This window comes from Halalkaliarchaeum sp. AArc-GB (assembly GCF_031432225.1).
Lineage (GTDB): Archaea > Halobacteriota > Halobacteria > Halobacteriales > Haloferacaceae > Halalkaliarchaeum.
In genome coordinates, this window is record NZ_JAVKGM010000007.1 from 21687 (window position 1) to 38005 (window position 16319).

20 protein-coding genes are annotated in these 16319 nt (G+C 61.7%); 12 read left to right on the forward strand and 8 right to left on the reverse strand.

Going from position 1 to position 16319, the window contains the following annotated elements:
- The first annotated feature begins 294 nt into the window (after window positions 1-294).
- Both RH858_RS08555 and RH858_RS08560 read left to right on the forward strand, forming a co-directional pair.
- Window positions 295-1152 carry a hypothetical protein gene (locus tag RH858_RS08555; RefSeq protein WP_310561593.1) on the forward strand — a complete coding sequence of 286 codons (858 nt, stop codon included), beginning with the start codon at window positions 295-297 and terminating at the stop codon, window positions 1150-1152.
- Between the two features lie 141 nt (window positions 1153-1293).
- Window positions 1294-1446, forward strand: coding sequence for a hypothetical protein (locus tag RH858_RS08560; protein ID WP_259533995.1), 153 nt, complete (start codon window positions 1294-1296; stop codon window positions 1444-1446).
- Window positions 1447-2117: 671 nt separating this feature from the next.
- Here RH858_RS08560 and RH858_RS08565 read toward each other — a convergent pair.
- Both RH858_RS08565 and RH858_RS08570 read right to left on the reverse strand, forming a co-directional pair.
- Window positions 2118-2660: a DUF3368 domain-containing protein gene (locus RH858_RS08565; RefSeq protein WP_310561594.1), complete on the reverse strand. Its 543-nt coding sequence runs from the start codon at window positions 2658-2660 to the stop codon at window positions 2118-2120.
- Complete coding sequence (locus tag RH858_RS08570) at window positions 2657-2947, reverse strand: UPF0175 family protein (RefSeq protein ID WP_310561595.1); 291 nt, start codon at window positions 2945-2947, stop codon at window positions 2657-2659. Before RH858_RS08570 ends, RH858_RS08565 begins: the two co-directional genes overlap by 4 nt.
- Window positions 2948-3434: 487 nt before the next feature.
- On the opposite strand from RH858_RS08570, the gene RH858_RS08575 reads away from it, so the two are divergent.
- The 8 genes from RH858_RS08575 to RH858_RS08610 all read left to right on the forward strand — a co-directional run bounded on the left by RH858_RS08575 (window position 3435) and on the right by RH858_RS08610 (window position 10065).
- Entirely contained in the window at window positions 3435-3998 is a 564-nt protein-coding gene (locus tag RH858_RS08575) for a hypothetical protein (protein ID WP_310561596.1), read from the forward strand.
- Between the two features lie 96 nt (window positions 3999-4094).
- Window positions 4095-4595: a hypothetical protein gene (locus tag RH858_RS08580; RefSeq protein ID WP_310561597.1), complete on the forward strand. Its 501-nt coding sequence runs from the start codon at window positions 4095-4097 to the stop codon at window positions 4593-4595.
- 138 nt (window positions 4596-4733) lie between these two features.
- On the forward strand, window positions 4734-5930 hold the full coding sequence (locus RH858_RS08585; protein ID WP_310561598.1) for a LamG domain-containing protein: 1197 nt from the start codon (window positions 4734-4736) through the stop codon (window positions 5928-5930).
- A 132-nt stretch (window positions 5931-6062) separates the two neighbouring features.
- Window positions 6063-6572 carry a zinc finger AN1 domain-containing stress-associated protein gene (locus RH858_RS08590; protein ID WP_310561599.1) on the forward strand — a complete coding sequence of 170 codons (510 nt, stop codon included), beginning with the start codon at window positions 6063-6065 and terminating at the stop codon, window positions 6570-6572.
- A 317-nt stretch (window positions 6573-6889) separates the two neighbouring features.
- Window positions 6890-7510 carry a DUF6338 family protein gene (locus RH858_RS08595; protein WP_310561600.1) on the forward strand — a complete coding sequence of 207 codons (621 nt, stop codon included), beginning with the start codon at window positions 6890-6892 and terminating at the stop codon, window positions 7508-7510.
- A 286-nt stretch (window positions 7511-7796) separates the two neighbouring features.
- Window positions 7797-9134, forward strand: coding sequence for a S8 family serine peptidase (locus tag RH858_RS08600; RefSeq protein ID WP_310561601.1), 1338 nt, complete (start codon window positions 7797-7799; stop codon window positions 9132-9134).
- Between the two features lie 78 nt (window positions 9135-9212).
- Window positions 9213-9644 carry a nucleotidyltransferase domain-containing protein gene (locus RH858_RS08605; protein ID WP_310561602.1) on the forward strand — a complete coding sequence of 144 codons (432 nt, stop codon included), beginning with the start codon at window positions 9213-9215 and terminating at the stop codon, window positions 9642-9644.
- Window positions 9637-10065 carry a DUF86 domain-containing protein gene (locus tag RH858_RS08610; protein ID WP_310561603.1) on the forward strand — a complete coding sequence of 143 codons (429 nt, stop codon included), beginning with the start codon at window positions 9637-9639 and terminating at the stop codon, window positions 10063-10065. Before RH858_RS08605 ends, RH858_RS08610 begins: the two co-directional genes overlap by 8 nt.
- Before the next feature lie 55 nt (window positions 10066-10120).
- Here the strand turns inward: RH858_RS08610 and RH858_RS08615 are convergent, their stop codons facing one another.
- Both RH858_RS08615 and RH858_RS08620 read right to left on the reverse strand, forming a co-directional pair.
- The gene (locus tag RH858_RS08615; protein ID WP_310561604.1) at window positions 10121-11182 is read right to left on the reverse strand and encodes a zinc-dependent alcohol dehydrogenase family protein; all 1062 of its coding nucleotides are present in this window, start codon (window positions 11180-11182) and stop codon (window positions 10121-10123) included.
- Window positions 11183-11246: 64 nt separating this feature from the next.
- Window positions 11247-11681, reverse strand: a complete 435-nt coding sequence (locus RH858_RS08620) for a universal stress protein (RefSeq protein WP_310561605.1) — start codon at window positions 11679-11681, stop codon at window positions 11247-11249.
- Between the two features lie 122 nt (window positions 11682-11803).
- Between RH858_RS08620 and RH858_RS08625 the strand changes: the two genes are divergently transcribed.
- Complete coding sequence (locus RH858_RS08625) at window positions 11804-12250, forward strand: universal stress protein (RefSeq protein WP_310561606.1); 447 nt, start codon at window positions 11804-11806, stop codon at window positions 12248-12250.
- Window positions 12251-12270: 20 nt separating this feature from the next.
- Here the strand turns inward: RH858_RS08625 and RH858_RS08630 are convergent, their stop codons facing one another.
- The 4 genes from RH858_RS08630 to RH858_RS08645 form a co-directional block, all read right to left on the reverse strand.
- On the reverse strand, window positions 12271-12816 hold the full coding sequence (locus RH858_RS08630) for a GNAT family N-acetyltransferase (protein ID WP_310561607.1): 546 nt from the start codon (window positions 12814-12816) through the stop codon (window positions 12271-12273).
- Window positions 12813-13184: a universal stress protein gene (locus tag RH858_RS08635; protein WP_259533975.1), complete on the reverse strand. Its 372-nt coding sequence runs from the start codon at window positions 13182-13184 to the stop codon at window positions 12813-12815. The genes RH858_RS08630 and RH858_RS08635 overlap by 4 nt, the downstream gene beginning before the upstream one ends.
- A gap of 95 nt (window positions 13185-13279) precedes the next feature.
- Window positions 13280-13843 (reverse strand): GMP synthase subunit A, encoded by a 564-nt coding sequence (locus RH858_RS08640; RefSeq protein WP_310561608.1) that lies wholly within the window; start codon window positions 13841-13843, stop codon window positions 13280-13282.
- A 98-nt stretch (window positions 13844-13941) separates the two neighbouring features.
- Window positions 13942-15285, reverse strand: a complete 1344-nt coding sequence (locus tag RH858_RS08645; protein WP_310561609.1) for an alkaline phosphatase family protein — start codon at window positions 15283-15285, stop codon at window positions 13942-13944.
- Window positions 15286-15385: 100 nt separating this feature from the next.
- On the opposite strand from RH858_RS08645, the gene RH858_RS08650 reads away from it, so the two are divergent.
- Complete coding sequence (locus RH858_RS08650) at window positions 15386-16288, forward strand: PhzF family phenazine biosynthesis protein (RefSeq protein ID WP_310561610.1); 903 nt, start codon at window positions 15386-15388, stop codon at window positions 16286-16288.
- Window positions 16289-16319: the final 31 nt, after the last annotated feature.

A 16319-nucleotide genomic window follows, 5' to 3' on the forward strand; every position in this document is an offset into this window, starting at 1 on the left:
AATTGAATGTGTTCGGACGCCGACAAGCCGACATACTTGTGGGGGACATGTTCGTTGCCCCGGTTACGTCGAGAGCGAGACGAGGCTCGAGACGGGAAACGACGTCTTTTGGAATAGCCGTTCTCGCATCTCTCTACCGGTTTCAGGGCGACCCTGAACTCGGTCTCATCGCTGAAAGCTGATTTCTAACAGGGGCCTTACCGTTTCAGGCACCCCAATACGATGTGGAACGGTCTCCTATTCGAATCTGAAGAGACACTCGGCTGGGGGCTGTCGTGACCGACCGGGGTGAGTATGAAACGCCGCAAACTCCTGCTGTACGGGGGTGTCGCCGTCGCCGGGAGCGGCACGCTCGTCGGATCCGGTGCGTTCTCGTCGACGCAGGTCGAGCGCGGGGTGCACGTCTCCGTCGCGGACGACGAAGACGCGTATCTGGCGCTGACGGGCGGCGAGGACGGCGTCGGACTGTACGGCGCCGACGAGGCATTTTCGGCACCCGCCACGATCACCGTCAAGAATCAACTACACACGGGCGTGACTGTCGGGATCCAGGGCAGTGCCGCCGGAACTTCGGTCAGGCTCGACACTGACGATGACCGCGATGATTCCACGAACGCGGTCGAATTCGAGATCGGCATCGGCGAGGCGCAGGACGTCAAGGTCGACGTCGAGGACTACGGAACGTTCGAGGTGACCCTCGACATCGAGGCGACGGGCGAGGGCGTGAGTATCGACGCGACGCGAACGATCGACCTGGACAATCCGAAACCGATGCCGGAGGTCGACAGCGTGACCTTCAAAGGCGGCGGGAACGCCCAAGTGTCCGCCACTGTGCAGACGATGGACGCCGAGGTGATCGTTCTGCCGGCGGGGTCGCAGAACAGTTCGGACGTTGGGGATCTCGAACGACGATTGGTCGACGACCTCGACACGAGCCAGTCGGTCCGCGGACAGCTCTCCGGGATGGAAAACCAGAACGGAACCGGAAGCGGAAACGGCGGTCGGATCGTCGCAATCTACTTCCCGGACCCCGGAGTCACGTACGTTCACCCCGACTACGATTTCGACGAGGACGAACTCCCAAAGAGCTGGGGTGGCGGAGACGGCGTGCGAAAAGAAGGCGATTTCTTCGCGCGCGTGCACGACGTGTGAATCCACGCTCGAACGCCACGCGACTCTTATGAGGGGGTAGAAATCCCACCGGAATCTCGCTTATAAGGACACAAAACCGCAGTACAGCGCGGTCCTGAACGATCCCTCATGCTTATCCGTATCCGACGTCTGGCTTCATATATGGGTGGGCTCACTAGCGGGGACTGGTTCGGGCGTCGGGAGCAAACGGCGGTGGTTTACGAGTGTCGTCGATGCGGGCGGACCCTTGACGAAGAGGTCTCGGAGTGTCCGGAGTGCGAGACGGAGTCGGTCGTTCGGTACGAGATCGCGTGAGGGGGTTTTTGAGTCGCGGGGTCGAACCGCGGGCAGTGTTGAGATAATACCTTGAGTACTCTCGCGAGAACGAAGACCACCTCGAAAGCCCCCGCCCTCGCAGCCGCCGCGCCTCTCACGGCTCCCAGCGGGAGCCGTTCGAGCGCGTTCGCGCTCGCTGCGCTCCTCGGCGTTCGCCTGCGGTGCTTGCGTCGGCGGGGCTGGCTGCGAGGGCGGCCCCTTTCAGTCCCGCCCATGCCGGGTGAGCAACTGACGCGGGTGGGACTGAAAGGGGTCGAGGAGCTCTCGAGGTGTTCACAGTCATTTCAATGCATCCGAGGGTGTAATCTGAATAGTGCCGTTCGACCGAAAAACCGCAATGTCGGGGGGCCACTCTCCCCCGACTTGGATCAGTCGAGGCGCAGAAGCCGCGTCATTTTGGCGATCAGTCCGTTTTCGTCCTGTTCGCCGTGATCCGAAGCTGCGGGAGTTTCCTGCGCCATACGGTGAAATCGAATCGACGCATAGCTAAAAAAACCAACGGGAAACCGCCGGACTGAGCGGTGACGAGATGGTAGCTAAAACGTGTGTCGTGGGGTGGAAAATAGCATATCCCCCGGGGGCGAGTGTGAACCCATTTTCGAGTCTGCGCCGAGAATTCCCCTCCCGACTGTCGCTGACTCGAACGTTTCCTATTCGAACGACTCCAGTTTCCGGACGACCGCAGCGTACAGGTCCGGGGCGAGGTACCACCCGCGGTCGACCATCGCGTCGATCGTCTCCCGGCCCGCTTCGGGAGCGATTGCACCCTCCTTCACGGCCGAGAGCACGAGGGAGGCGGTCCCGCGCGTCTCGATCCCCTCGACTTCGGCGACGGACCGGCCGACGTCCCCGTCCACGACGGCGACGGCGTCGCGTGCGTCCGCGCAGGCGAGGACTGCGACGTCGGCGTCGCTGGACCCCGGGTGGCGCGCCAGGCGATCGGCGAATGTGGAGTCGTCGACGTCCTCGTCGGCGTTGGCGTCGACGTCGGCGTCGACCACCTCGAGGAGGCCGTCTTCGACCCGGCGTTCGATCCGGCGGGCGTCGGCGTAGCCCCCTTCGATCCCGGTGGTCACGACCTCGCGGTACACCGGACGGGGGACGAGTCGTGGCTCTGCGAGCGTCTCGAGGACGGCCAGCCGGTCCGCCTTCGCGAGGTATATAAGCGGCGTCGCGTCGAACACCCAGCTCACAGCTCTTCGAGGTCGGCTTCCAGTCCGTCGCTCGACACCCACGCCTCGTCGGCGTCTTCGACCAGGCGTGCGAACTCCCAGACCGAGAGGTCCGCGAGGTCGGCCGCCTTCGAAAGCGAGAGCTCGCCATCGGTGAAGCGATCGATCGCCTGCTCTCTGCGCCACTCCTCGAGCCCCTCCGAGAGGAGCTTCCGGACGCCCGTGCTCCGGTCGAGGCGTTCCGCCTCGAGGTACGCCTCGAGTTCGGCTTCGAGATCCTCCGGGACCCGGGTCGAGATCGTTGGCATGGAGTATGCTATGTTTATATCGTATACAAAGGTTACGGCGGGGATCGCCACTGACAGTGATCTGGATCGTATGCAGTGACTCATGTTCCCGACGAAATCCGTCCCCCATGGCCCGATCCGTCCTCGTTCAGGGTGGACATCGAGTGGATTCGCGCTCTGGGGATCTGACGACCGGAAGGTACAGTTGTTTAAATGACGTGTTAATCGACTATACCGTCCGTAGAGGAGAGTTTTCGGCTGTTTCGTCGACATCCGAGACGCAGCAGTCGGCGACGTTATCAGACGTTCAGGAGGCGATTGTTGGGGCGTCGTCGCTCGTCAGCGGTGGCCTGAGGGGATCGGGCCGAATTTCAGACCGCTCCTGACAGATCTCAGGCACCTCACAACAACATCCCCCTGTGGTATAGGAGAAAGTGAGCGCACTCGGACGGCGCGGACGTAGTCTCCGTGTCCGTGCGGGTGGGCGACAAAACGAGGTAGTCCAACTATGGAACGACGCAAGTTCGTGATCGGAATGGGATCGCTCGCCGCCGGCGGGGCGGCTGCAATGGGTAGTGGTGCGTTCAGTACTGTTGAGGCTGATCGGACTGTTAGCGTCTCTACTGCTAACGATGCAGATGCCTATCTCGGCCTAACTGGAGACGACGATTACGTGACGGACGACTCTGGTACCGGAGCATTGACGATTGATCTCGGTGGACCGGATAATATTGGGGACGGTGATGGAGACGGCTTTAACCACGATGCGTATACCCTGGTTGAGGGTGTCGTTACTGTCGAGAATCAAAGTACTGCAGACGAGATTCTTGTCGGATTTGACCGTGGAGAAGACGGAGAGAACTACAGGGATGTGAAAATTAGACTCGATAATGCGGGAGTCCGTCTCTCATTCAAAGGGTGGCCAGAGGGCTACCGCAATCTTGCACCGGGAGAATCTGCAGGAATTGATGTCGAAGTTGATACTGCTAACCCCGACAGCAGGTGGAGCTACGATATTGATGCCAGCAGCTCTAGTGAAGGGGATGTCACGATTGTGGCAGATGAGGTCTAACTAGTACAGGTCGTAACCTCGACACCCGCCACAATTATGTATCGACGAAGATTCCTCGTTGGGCTCGCAGGAGCCTCAGTAGGAGCGGGTGCAGTCATGGGTTCTGGTGCGTTTAGTGAGGTAGAGGCCAACCGAACCGTTACCGTCGCGACTGAAGACGACAGAGATGCCTACCTCAAACTCGAGCCACATGATCCCTCTGGAAGTGGATTAGGGCGATCTGATTATCGACTCTTTGGAGACGACGAGATATTCCGATTCAACATACCCGGAAACTATGAAGACGAGGAGGATCCTCCTCAGGGAGAAGGTCCGGGTGTAGAGTCGGTATATTGGTTCGATGGATTACTCGAGATCCATAATCAAGGAACGAACAAGATCCAGGTGTATTCGAAATACTCCGGCGGTGAGTTAGCCAATGCTGCATTATACGCGGCAGATGACGCAGATCGCACTGCTCTGACGGAATCAAACCCGTCAGAGGGCTTCTCGCCGGGTCAAAGTCGTCTGTTCGGACTCATGATCGACACACACAGTGTGAGTCCGGACGCCGAATTCAATACGACATTGACGATCGGAGCGAAGAAACCGGAGTGAACGCGCCAACACATCTTACTTTCAAACGTTCGCTGAAGCGGCCACGACTAACCGCTTCAGATTGACCCACGCTGGTGCTCGAAGCCGGTCTCGAAAGGCGGTTCGATTCCGCCAGTGGGTTTCCCCGGGGAAAGAACCATGAAACGACGACGACTCCTCATCGGCCTCGGAAGCGCTACGGGACTCACGGGCGTGGTTGGATCGGGTGCGTTCACAAGCGTTAGTGCCGAACGCGATGTCACGGTCCAGACTGCGTCTGACGCCGACGCATATCTCAGAATGGAACCACTCCAGACTCCCAACGGCGAGGCCTACGCCACGACGACCGACGAGGATCTGATCGCGCTGGAGTTCACGGACACTGAAGCGGGGGGACAGGGAGTCGGTACTGACTCTATCTACGATTTCCACGACGTCTTTCAGATCACCAACCAAGGTACCCAACCCGTCTACGTCTGGGCCACCTTTGCGGACGCTCAGGGTGACTTCACTGTCGGCGATCCGGAGACGAACATCTGGCTCTACGCGAACAGCGATCCGACGGACAAACTCCGAGACAGCGAGGACGACGTTCTCTACCTCTCTGTCGGGGCGTCGGCGAACATCGGAGTTCACGTCGAAACCGACGAGCTGGAGCAGGATCAGGAGCTGACGATCACGATCAACGCCGACGCCGACAATCCCGCAGAGGGCGACGTAGTCGGCGACAACGGGACGACTATTCAGGGCCCGACTGACGGCCTCGTGAGCTACTGGCCGCTTGACGACATCACAAGTGGAACCACAGCGGACGTCGCCGGCACGAATAACGGATCCCTTGAGGGTGACGTCACAGGTGTGGATGGAAAGATCGATCAGGCGATCCAACTCGATGGAGAAGACGATTATGTGGACTGTGGGAATCTCGAGATCGGTAGTGGTCTAACTGTATCTGCATGGATCAAGCCTAAAACAAAAACTGAGGAGTATAACTGGCCAGAGAATCTGGGTGTGGTGGCGCAGTACCAGAGCGAGTGGATTTTCGAAGTACGTTCAAATCTCGAGGGTATCCAGTTCTGGGATGGTAACTGGCTCCAGTCTGAGAGTGACATTGCGGAGAACAAATGGCAACACGTAGCGGCAGTCTGGACTGCAGGTGGAGAGCGCGCCATATACATTGATGGTGAGAAGGACGTTTCCGACAGTAATGCGGATTCGCCTTTCTCGAATAACATAACGAGAATCGGATACTCCGGCGATCGTAGTCGGTACTTCAAGGGCAAAATCGACGACGTTCGACTCTACAATCGTGCTCTTTCAGATGACGAGGTAAGTGATTTAGCGGATATTTCGTAGCCTTGTTGGTGCTTTACTACACATCCCACTCCATTTCAGTATACACTATCTTGTCGGAAATACTTCTAAAGCACGGAGATAATACATAAAGCGATCATACACTTATTACCATACCACTTTCACATCAGAAAAATGACTGGCGTGTGCTCCGTCTGCGGTGAAAGCGTCACGGGGCAGTTCAGCTACACCTGCTCTTACTGCGATCGAACCCACTGCACGGACCATCGACTTCCCGAAAAACACGACTGCCCCTCCCTGTACGGCCGCAAGTCGTTCGAGACCGCCAGCGACGGACGGCCACCGAAACCCGCCGGCCACCGCCCGACCGAGCGTCCCGAATCGCGCTCGCGATTGAAGACGGAAGCGGGTATAGATCTCGTCGAACGCACGAAGGAAAAACAGCGACAGCGGAAGACCCGCCGCGACGAGCTCCGCGACCGACGAAAAGAGCGATACAGTAGCCCGGACGTGAACCCCGACGGATCGCTGCAAACGCCCGAGTACGAGGAGGACATCGAAGCGATCGGAGAAACGAAACGGACAGAAGGACCGACCTCGAATGGACTGCTGTCGCGTTCGACCTGGTTCCTGCTGGCGCTGGTTCTCGTCTCAACCCTGATCTTCGTATACGTCTGGCTTTGACCGACCGTTCGCGAATACGATATTCCCCTCCCGAACTGTCGCGAGTCCTGTTGTCTCTTCCCGAACTCATCTCGGCCCCTCTCGCAGTCATATCTGTTGTACACAGGCGCACTGTATCGGTTGCGTCGGTACCGCGCTTGTATCACCATGACTAAAATACGTGGGTGTGCATGGCACCCATATGGGATCTGATGGTGAAGATAACGGCGAGGACAGGGAACTCGGGAAATCAACGGAACACGATACGTCTGACAACGACCCCTTCGGAGAGGACGGGGAAGACGACGAATAGCGCGAAGATGACGAACGGCTAAGACATGATCGAGTTTTCGGACAACGTTCTCGAATGGGTAATCGGGTTTTTGTTTCTCATTCCTGGGTTTATCACCTACCAGGTTGCCCTATTTTATGGCAAAATATCTCCAGACTTGGATCGGTTTCAGCAAACTGCCTGGAGTCTCGTTGGAAGTGGCGTTTCGTTGTCTGTTACGTTCCTCTCGGGAGTGGTCGTATACAACATCATTTGGAGTCCAGAGACCTACAGCCTACCTAACGTCGGTGTGATAGAACTGATCATCGCATTCCCCGTTTTACTCGCCGTCGCACTCTCATTGGGGTACGTCTCCGGCCGGATGATAGACGGCCGATTGCGATCCGGCACGACGGATTTGCGCGAAACCACGTGGCGGTATACAAAGTCGCGAGCCGAAGAACCGATACAGGTCCGGGTTCATACAAAAACCGGCGTCGAAATCCTGGGTGAGATACTCAATTCGGGCTCTTCCGATTTCCGGAGGGACCTTCTGTTAAAATATCCGTATCGAGTTCAGCGATCACAGGGGAAAGAAACGGACCGGATTAGTATCGGGCGGTTCGCGTACGTTCCAGAGGAGGACATTGCACATATTTACTTCGAGAGCGAAATAGAGAACGACTAGAACGCTCGTGCCTGCGATACTTCTCGAATCTCTTCAACCACCGAGATCTCGTCATCCCGAAGCCGCTCATCGCATGTAGATCTCACCGTATCGCGTCGGAAACGACACACCACCCCGTCACGGTAGTGAGCCCAGTCTGGAAGTGCTGTCCGCGATCGCCTAACGTTCCACGAGTTTCAATGAATTCTCGACGGCCGTCAGCGCATCGGAGGGGTGCTGTCACCCCCTGCTTGCGTCGTATTCGGACCATACTTTTATAGATCAATCATACAACAATACCACGGGTATGACACCAGAGACCAGGCGAACCTTTCTCAAGGTGAGTGGAGCAGTACTGGGCGGGATCGCGACCGGAACGACGGTGACGGCTGCCGAGCGGACCGACCGGTTCATCGTAGAGACGAAGGGCGGATCGCTCCCAGGTGACCTGGAAGTGATTCACGAGATGCCGGGAGTCGACTTCGCGATCGTTCGCGCCTCCGAGCCCGAACTGCAGGACGCCCGGGGCGTCAGGGACTACGCGCCGGACGTCGAGATACGACTCGACGATCCGGACGTGAACGAGGAGGCGCCGACGGTCGACGAGACGTCGGTCGCGGACGAACCTTTCTATCCACTCCAGTGGGACAAACAGGCCCTCGATGTCGAGACGGCCCACGAGACGACGACGGGAGAGGGGACCCGGGTCACGATCATCGACACCGGCGTCGCGGCCGGTCATCCCGATCTCGAGGTCAACGAAGACCTGTCCCGGAACTTCACCGGCGACGGGCTAGGATCGGCCAACCCAGCCGGCGGCTATCACGGGACGCACGTCGGGGGGATCGTCGCCGCCCAGACGAACGGAGAGGGCGTCGCCGGCACGGCCCCCGGGACCGATCTCGTGGACTGCCGGGTGTTTTCGCCGGGCGCGCTGGCGTCGTTCGGCGACATCCTCGCCGCCATCGTGTACAGCGCGATGATCGACGCCGACGCGGCGAACCTCTCGCTGGGCGCGTATCCCGTTCCGCGTCAGGCTAACGGACAGTTCTACGGTCGGGCGTTGAACAGCACGATGACCTACGCGAACAAGGAGGGGACGCTCCTGGTCCTCGCCGCCGGAAACGACGCCGCCGACCTCCAGCACGACAAGAACTTCATCAGCCTGCCCAACGAAGGCGCCCAGGGGCTGTCGGTCGCCGCGACTGGCCCGGTTGGGTTCAACTGGGGGGACGAAGGGCTAGAGGAGCCGCCGACATCGCCCGCCTTCTACACCAACTACGGTACGAATGCGGTTGATCTCGCCGCCCCCGGCGGTGACGCGGACCTCGAGGCGGCAGAGGCGGAGGTGCCTGGCTGGTACTTCGATCTCGTATTGAACACGATCGCGGAGCCGGTCTACGAGACGGACGACGACGGCAACGTCACCGGTATCGACGGCAGTGTGTACTCCTACGGCTGGGCTGCCGGGACCTCGATGGCCGCCCCGCAGGTCGCCGGCGCCGCCGCGCTGGTCAAGAGCGCGAACCCGTCGTACGACGCCAATCAGGTCGAGTCGGCGCTCGAGAGAGCCGCCGACGTGCCCGACGGATACGACAAGACCTACTACGGAAGCGGATTCCTGAATATCGTCGACGCGCTATAGATCTGTCTCCGCGATCGTCCGATTCCACTCTGTCCCTCCGTGAGAATTCTTTAGTAGGACTTGGTCGTTAGTGGAACTATGAACGCGGACGACGGAACCCCGTCGATTCCCGATTCCGTCCGGGAGACGCTGTGCAGGGATCCGGACGTCGAGTTCGTCCTGGGGTTCGGATCGCGGATCGAGGGAGACCACCGTTCGTCGTCCGACCTCGACGTCGCCGTCAAGTTCTCTGACGACCTCTCCTCCGAGGAGCGCTTCCGGAAACGCTGTCGACTCTCGGGGAAGCTTCAGAGAAGTGATCTCCCATTCGTCGATCTCTCCGATATCGACGAACTCTCGCTCGAGTTCGCCCACGCTGCAGTGGGTGGAGATTTCGTGTGTGGTGACGAGGACCTCTTCCGCGAGCACAAGCGAACGATCGAGAGAGGGTTCGAGGATCGCCGGGAGGAGATCGAACGTCGACAGCGGGAAGTGATCAGTCGGATCGCGGAGGAAGGCCTCCATGGTTGATGCGGCAGTCGTTTCCAGAAAACTGTCCCAGATCGAACAGTACTACAGCGAGTTGCAGGCCAAACAGGACCTCTCCAAGGAGACGTTTCTGGGGGAGGTTACAGAACGTCGTGCTGTCGAACGAATGTTCGAAAACGCCATTCAGGCGTGTATCGATCTCTCAAAGCACATTGCGACCGAAGCATTCGGCTACACCAGCGACGAGTCGAGAGAGGCTGTCGAAATACTGGGCGAACACGACGTTCTCGACGACGGGACAGTGGCAACCATGACCGACGCCGTCGGGTTCCGAAACATTTTGGCACACGAATACGGTGACGTGAATCCGGGATTGGTGTACGACTACTTGCAGAACGAACTGGAACTGTACGCGGAGTTCAGCCGACAAATCGCTATTTGGTTTGACCGACGGGAATCCTGATCGGTGCGTTCGTCTGGCAGAGAAGGAACGCCAGGTGCGGAGGGGGACTCGGCGTTCAGAACTCCTCGATCACCGGAATCCCGGTCGTCCCGAAGTCGGTCATCGCCTCGAGTTTCGCGGAGACGTCCTCGAGCGCGACGGTCTCGGAGACGATCTCGGCGGGGCGCAGCTTCCCGGTCTGGACCATCCGGAAGATCTCGTCGTACCGCGTCGGCGGCATCCCCAACGAGCCGATGAACTCGATCTCCTTCATCACCATCCTGTCGGTCGGCAGCGACACCTCGCCCGCCTCGTCGTCGGTCGTCAGCCCGATCTGGAGGTGCTGCCCGCGGGTGCCCAGGCTCTCGACGGAGTTCCGGCAGGTCTCGGCGATGCCCAGCGCGTCGACTGACACGTCGGCGCCGCCGCCGGCGATCGCGGCCACCTCCCCGGAGACGTTGTCGACCTCGGAGGCGTTGACGGTCGCTGCAGCCCCCAGGTCGGTGGCGAGATCGAGCTTCTCGTCGGTCAAATCGACCGCGATCACGTTCGCCCCCAGCGCGTCGGCGATGTGGACCGCCGACAGGCCGATCCCGCCGCAGCCGTGGACGGCCACCCAGTCGCCGGCGTCGACGTCGGCCTGGTGGGCCAGCGCGTGGAAGCTCGTCATGAACCGACAGCCCAGCCCCGCCATCTCCGTCGAGGACACCCCGTCGGGCAACTGGACGAGGTTGTGATCCGCCGCCGGCACGTGGGTGTACTCCGCGAAGGCGCCCTGGACCGGCTCCACGAACCCCAGCGGGAGCACGCTCTCGCAGGTGTTTCCGTGCCCCCGTCGACACTCCGGACACGTCCCGTCGCCGATGTTGAAGGGGATCGCGACGTGATCGCCCTCCCGGACGGTTTCGACCTCCGCGCCGACCTCGACGACCCGGCCGGCGGGCTCGTGGCCGAGGATCTGCCCGGGCTGGGGCTGGATCCCGAGCCACGCCCAGTCGCCCTGCCAGCCGTGCCAGTCGCTGCGACAGATCCCGCACGCCTCGATCTCGACGACTGCCCCCTCCGGCTCCGTCGACGGGGCGTCGACCTCCTGGATCGCGAGCGGTTCCCCGTGGGCTTCGAGTACAGCCGCCTTCATGACACCTGAGACTACGCTCACATGTCAATTAAGTGTTCTGACGCGTGGGGAAAACGCACTCCCGCTACTCGCCCTCTTCGGCCAGTTGCCGGACGGTCAACACCGGCATGGGGCAGGTCCGGACGACGCGTTCGGCGACGCTCCCGATGAGAAAGCGGTTCTCGCCGTGTCGCCCGCGGGTGCCGGTCGCGACCAGGTCGGCGTCTACTTCGCGCGCGTACGCGGTGATCTTCGATGCCGGGCGGCCCTCTCGGACCGCCGTGACGACGTCCCGGCCGGCGCGGGACTCGACCGCCGAGAGGGCTTCGTGGCCGCGCTCGGAGAGCGCGTCGCGGAGCTCGGATCGGATCTCCTCGGGCGAGGACTCGACGTCCCCGGCGTCGACGACGTACAGTGCGTGGACCTCCGCGTCGAACCGCGCGGCGAGATCCAGGGCGACGTCCACCGCGCGCTGGACGCTCTCGGAGCCGTCGGTTGCGATGACGACCGTCTCGAACATGGCGTGAGATACCGGGGGCACCGACTTCAAATGCCCCCTTCGCGCTGGCGAACCTGACACGACATCCATTTCTCACGCGGGAGGAAGTCACTCTTTTGAGGGCTGCGACCGCAGTCTTCTGTATGACCCTGGAAGTTGACCTCGTGCTGGTGCCGGTCGACGGCAGCGACGAGTCTTCCGAGGCCGTCGAGTACGCCCTCACTATCGCCGAGACGTACGGCGCTGCGATCCACGCGATGTACGTCCTCGGGGAGGAGGCCGTCCGGGCGATCGAAACCGGCGCGGTCGACGCCGACGAGGTGGCCGACGAGACCGAGTTCTACACCGAGGGGATCCGCCGGCAGGGCGAGGAACGTGGGGTCGACGTCTCCACGTCGATCGCCTACGGGTTCTCGACCCGGATCAAGACCCGGCATCCCGGCAGCGTCGTCCTCGACACCGCCGAGTCGATCGACGCCGACTTCATCGTCGTCCCCCGGGAGCCCACCTCGGGCGACCCGGGCGAAGTGCTCGAAAAGGCCGCCGAATACGTCCTGCTGTACGCCAGCCAGCCAGTCCTCTCGGTGTAGCCCTCGTTCGCCTCGCGGCATCACTCCTTCGGGGCGGCAAGCCGGATCGCCATCTCCAGTTCGAAGCTCTCCGCGTTGCTCGTTTCGAACCCCGTCTTCCGGTACAGTTCCACCGCAGCGTGATTCCACCGTTCGACCGTGAGCCACACCTTTCTGGCGCCTTCATTCGCCCCGTGGCCCAGCAGCGCTTCGATGAGTTCGGTGCCGATGCCCGCTTTCTGGTACTCCTGGAGCACGAAGATCGCGAGTTCGTACGCCTCGTCGTCCGGCACCAGCGTCGCGTGCCCAACCGCCGACTCGCCGTGCCAGGCGACCACGTTGTGACAGTCCTCGTCGAGGATCGTGTCGAGCCACGATCGGATCCGGGACTCCCGTGCCGGGGGGATCCCCTGGGCGCGGTCGGACGGATCGAAACACGTGTACATTTCGACGAGCGCGTCGTACTCCGCCTCCTCCCCTCGACAGGCACGGATTTCGATCTCCCGTCCCTCGCGGTCGGTGAAGATACGCGGCGGCTCCTGGAACGGTCCGGCCGGCTCGTCGGGATAGCGTCGGCTCCCAGTCATCGCACGAGAGTCACCGACGTCCTGGCGTTGAGCAGCACGAACTCGGCGGTGCTGCTGAGCTGTATCTTCCCCATCGGGCTCCTGTCTCCGCCCTCCAGGACGATCCTGTCGAACTCCTCCCGTTCTGCAGTCTCGACGAGATAGCCTCCCAGATCCTCGTCGCCGCCGATCGTCCGGACGTCGGCGTCGACGCCCAGTTCGGAAAGCTCCGACCGCACCCGCCCTTCGAGCTCCTCGATCGACGACAGCGGTCCGGGGCCGCCGACGGCGACCGACAACTCGTCGCCCGCAGCGTCTACCCGTCGTGCGGTGCGCGCCAGCGCGTGCATGGGGTCGTCACCTGTGCCCAGACCGAGGAGTATCTTCATGGGTGATCCCTCGGCGGGGACGATAAAAACGTTCCCGACCGCATACATCCCAGGTTCGGCCGTACGCGTTTCCGGCGGGCCGGCTGATCCGTTCGCTATCGGGATCCGTCCGTCTCACAGATCGCAAGGAAGTTCTCGAAGACCTCCTCGCCGCGCTCGGTGTGGGCGACCTCCGGATGCCACTGCACCCCGTAGAGATCCCGGTCGACGTCGGATATCGCCTCGATGTCGCACACCGACGAGGTCGCCGTCCGGGTGAACCCTGGCGGGAGCTCCCGGACCTCGTCGCCGTGGCTCGCCCACACCCGCGTTTCGGGCGCCAGCGACCCCACGAGGGGATCGTCCGGATCGAGGATCTCCACGTCGACGTCGGCGTAGCCGCCGTACTCTCCCGAGCCCACGGCGCCGCCGAGTTCGGCGGCCATCAACTGCATTCCCAGACAGATCCCCAACACCGGAATCCCGAGATCGAGATACGCCGGGGAGTTTCCGATCCGATCGATGTCCGGCCCCCCCGAAAGCACCAGGCCGTCGGCGTCGATCTCTTCGGGCGGCGTGTCGTTGTCTACGAGTTCCGTCTCCACACCCAGATCCCGAAGCGCTCGACGCTCCAGGTGGGTAAACTGACCGTGATTGTCGACGACGAGGATCCGAGTCATACTGCCCGTTCGGCACCGATCGGCAAAAGCGACTCGGAATATGAACAATTATGTGACTTTTTCCACCGTTTATATAGGAAAGATATCCACGGACGTGGTCACACGAGTCCTGCACCGTCGAACGCCGTCCGCTTGTAGTCGACATCCATGAGATCCAGGATCGTCGGCGCGATGTCGAGCAGATCTGCGTCCTCGGTAGTCGCGTTCGGACTGTCGATCAGCAGGCTGGCGTCGTCGAAGGTGTGCATCCCGTTCCGGGGGCCGGCGGCGAACAGTTCGTCTTTCGGCTTGAATCCCGCCTTCAGGTCGAATCCGTCGTTCGGGATCACCACCAGGTCCGGGGCGATCTCGCTGTGGTCGCCCCGGAACGCCGTCTCCCGGTCGACGACGCGTTTGCACACCGGCGTGCCGTCGGGTCCCTCGAGTGCCTTGAGGTCGGCTTTCAGCTCCGAGCGAACCGACTCGTAGTCGTCTTTCTTCACGCTCCCACGGGGCTCGCGCCCCTCGAGGTTGAGATAGAACCGCCCCGGGATCAGCGAGTACGCTCTCGTGTCGTCATCGATGTCCGAAAGCGAGTCGTGGTTGTCGTCCTCGTACTCGAGCCATCCTTCCCTGCGGAGCCACTCGTTGCAGTTCACCTCGTGTTCCAGCGTGGTGAACCCGTGATCGGAGGCGACGATCAGAGTGACGTCTTTGGGGAGCAGCGACCGGATATCGCCGATGTACTCGTCGAGCTGCTCGTAAAACTCCATGAACGCCTCGTAGTTGGGACCGTTCTTTTCGTAGTCGCGAAACAGGAAGTGGTTCACGCGGTCGGTCGTCATGAACACGCCGAAAAACAGGTCCCAGTCGTCGGCCTTCAGGTAGTGGGTGAACGCATTCTGGCGTTTCTCGAGCGTCTTGTGGGCGTGCTCCATGAACGCGGATTTGTCCTCTTTGTGCCCGAGCTTGGCGTTGACGTCGATGACGTAGCCGCCTTTTTGCAGGCGGTCCCGAAGCTCGTCCGGGCGCGCGGCCTTGTCGATCTCCGGGGAGAGAAAGCCCGAGACCATCCGCTGGACGTTGCGCTGGGGCGGGAACGTCACCGGGACGTTCATCACTGTCGCGTCGTGACCGGATTTGGTGACCCGGTCCCACACCCTGGTCGCCTGGACGTCCCGGCCCATCGGAACGTACGTGTCGTAGGATCCGATCTCGCGGTCTTGAAAGCCGTAGACGCCGGTTTCACCGGGATTCTTCCCCGTCGTGAGCGCCGGCCAGCACGCGCTCGACTCCGGCGGGACGATGCTCTCGATCGCCCCTGCAGTGCCGTCCGACGCGAGCGCGGCGAGGTTCGGGAATCGGTCGCCGTGGTTCTCGATGAGCCGGAACGGCACGCCGTCGATGCCGACGAAAGCGACCCGCGGGTTGTCCTCGCCGCGAAGCCGATCGAACAGTCCCATACCGGCCATAGCGGCGAACAACATATCAACCTTCCCGGTTCCGGCACGGGTCGCCTGCGGTTCCGTCCGGTTTTAACCGACCGGCTCTTCACGGGTGGGTATGGAAACCCGTCGCGTCCACCTCGTCGACGCCTTCGCCGAGGAACCGCTGTCAGGTAACGTCGCCGGCGTCGTCCCCGACGCCGACGGCCTCGTGGACGATCAGCTCCAGGCGATCGCAGCGGAACTCGGTGCCAGCGAAACCGCCTTTCTGTTTCCTTCGGCGGCAGCCGACCGCCGGATCCGGTACTTCACGCCCGAAACGGAGGTCGATCTCTGCGGACACGCGACGATCGCGAGCCACGGGCTCCTCGCCGGGAACGGCACTCTCGAGCCGGGCGTCTACACGCTCGAGACGAACGTGGGCGTCCTCGAGATCGAACTCGAGGCGGACGGTACAGTGTGGATGGCGGGCGAGGAGCCGTCCGTCCGGCAGGTCGACCCCGATTACGACCGATTCGCTGACGCGCTGGGGATCGACCCGGCCGCGCTGTCCGACATCGGTGCCGACCTCCCGATCGCGGTCGCCTCCACCGGGCTCGCGTTCCTCGTCGTTCCGGTGGCGTTCCTCGAGAGTCTCGGCGACGCGTCGCCCGATTTCGAGGCGATCGAGGAGCTGTCGGCAGCCTACGACGTCGCCGGCGTCTACGCGTTCACCTTCGACACACTCTCCGGCGAGTCGACGCTTCACGCCCGAATGTTCGCCCCCGCGGTCGGTGTTCCGGAGGATCCGGTCACCGGGACGGCGTCGGGTGCGTGTGGCGCGTATCTCGATCACGTCGGTGCGTTCGACGGCGATGCACCCGCGGAGCTACGCTTCGAGCAGGGCCACTTCCTGGATCGTGGCGGGATCGCCCGGGTCCGCCTCGAGAACGGGATCCACGTGGGGGGTACTACAGTCGAGAGTCTGGAGGGATCGATCGCGATCCCCGGCCCCGACGAGGACGACATCATCGAGCTCTGAACGACGAGAGCCGAGAACTGGATCGAAGACC